1 protein-coding gene and 1 pseudogene are annotated in these 1,572 nt (G+C 55.2%); both read left to right on the top strand.

The window, feature by feature from the left end:
• A pseudogene (locus DM374_RS32485) lies at positions 1-1,048 on the top strand (T6SS effector BTH_I2691 family protein); the annotation flags it as partial.
• Positions 1,045-1,572, top strand: a 528-nt coding sequence (locus tag DM374_RS34185; protein WP_318531828.1) for a DUF6708 domain-containing protein, incomplete at its 3' end; no start/stop codon positions are given. The pseudogene DM374_RS32485 and the gene DM374_RS34185, both read left to right, overlap by 4 nt.

The raw sequence follows: 1,572 nt of genomic DNA, 5'->3' as shown, positions 1-1,572 counted from the left end.
CCTGCGCCGCAGTTATGAAAGCCTGCTCGATACCTTGGGTGACAAGCATCCCGAAGCTGCGGCGGCGGTCATGTCGGCATCGCTTGGAGTGATGGGGGCAGGCGTCGAGGTTGTCGGTGGGGTGATTCAGATGGTGCGGCCTGATCTGAACATGCTGACAGGGACCGCTGGAAAGACTGTTGGGGTGGGCGCACGGATCGTGCAGTACGGTGGGGCATTGGTGGCGTTGGCGAGTGCTTTGGAGGGGTTGCAGTATGCGTTTGCGGCGGGCCGAACGAAGGAAAACGGAGATAAAACAGCAGCTTACATATACCGGGCAGCAGCCGGTTTGGCGGCAGTTTCAAGTCTGGCCGGGATTTGGGGCAGTTTCGCCCCAGCAGCATTTGCACTAGGGCCACTCGCAGCATCTGTACTGCTAGGTCTTGCTGCGCTAGGAGTGGCAGTCTGGGCGAAGAGACAAGAGTCACAACCTCTCGAACTCTGGGCACGATATTCCCTTTGGGGCCTGCCAGAAGGGCATCGCCGTTGGACAGCCCATGAAGACATGGATTCGGCAATTGGTGTCTTAAACGCCGCGTTGTTGGGCTTAACTGCGGATGCAGGGATGACTGTAAAAGCCGAGCAGATCGGTGGGGTTCCCATGGGTGATGCAATCCCGGCTGGGCTTTTTCTGGACTACAAACTCGTCCTGCCCGGGTATAAACCTGATGTTTCAAGTTACGAATGGGCGTTGCAGGTATACCGGCCAAACCAGAGTTCGGGAGAAACTATCGCGAGCGGTCGTAGTGGTGGCGTGAATGGCCCGTTACCGCCTCCCGCTGCATGGAAGACGCCTGGGTATCACCCTGAAACAACAGCCCCTGTCATTACCCACAATGCCCAAGCCCTGGAGATCCGTGGGGCCATCAGCTTCTTCGGCTATCTTGAGGTTCAAGCCTTTGAGCTTGAGGTGTCTTATTGGCCTGATAAGAGTGATAAGTCGGGATTTGCTCGGCTAATTGTTAAGGAGGACAAGATCAAAGGCCAAGCAAGGCTGGGACTCGCATGAAAAGGTCAAGACTAAACCCACCTTGTCCTGGCTGGCAGGAAGACTTGCCTACCCCTAATGAGCTGCCAAATGTAGCCCCAACGCTAGGATTAGATACGCCCAATCATCAAAATGATATTTTTTTGGAGCTGTCTCGTTCTCCGGCCCTCATCAGAGGGGTGGTGATTTGGTTTGCGCCAGTAATGTGTATATATCTGGTCACTCTATTGGCAGATTTTTTTTCAATTGAGCAGGCCGTGGGCTTTGAGTTGTGGGGTCTATTAGTTCTCGGAGTTCTCGTTGGCGTCTGGTCTCTTTTCTTTTGCGTGAAAGTTGATGTGTACCCTCCCCGCGATTTACCACTGCGCTTCAACCGCGCCCGCCAACGCCTCTACGCCTACAACTTCAAATACCGCTGGTGGAACCCATTCGAGGAATGGCGGGTAGTACCCGTTGCCTACGACTGGTCACAGGTCCGTGCCGAACGCTGGAGAAGAACCCACTTCACCGCCCAGGGCGGGGCCATCATCCAGTTCGGTGTCGAA

Source organism: Pseudomonas huaxiensis (genome assembly GCF_003231275.1).
Lineage (GTDB): Bacteria > Pseudomonadota > Gammaproteobacteria > Pseudomonadales > Pseudomonadaceae > Aquipseudomonas > Aquipseudomonas huaxiensis.
This window is presented reverse-complemented; position numbering and strand designations above follow the sequence as displayed.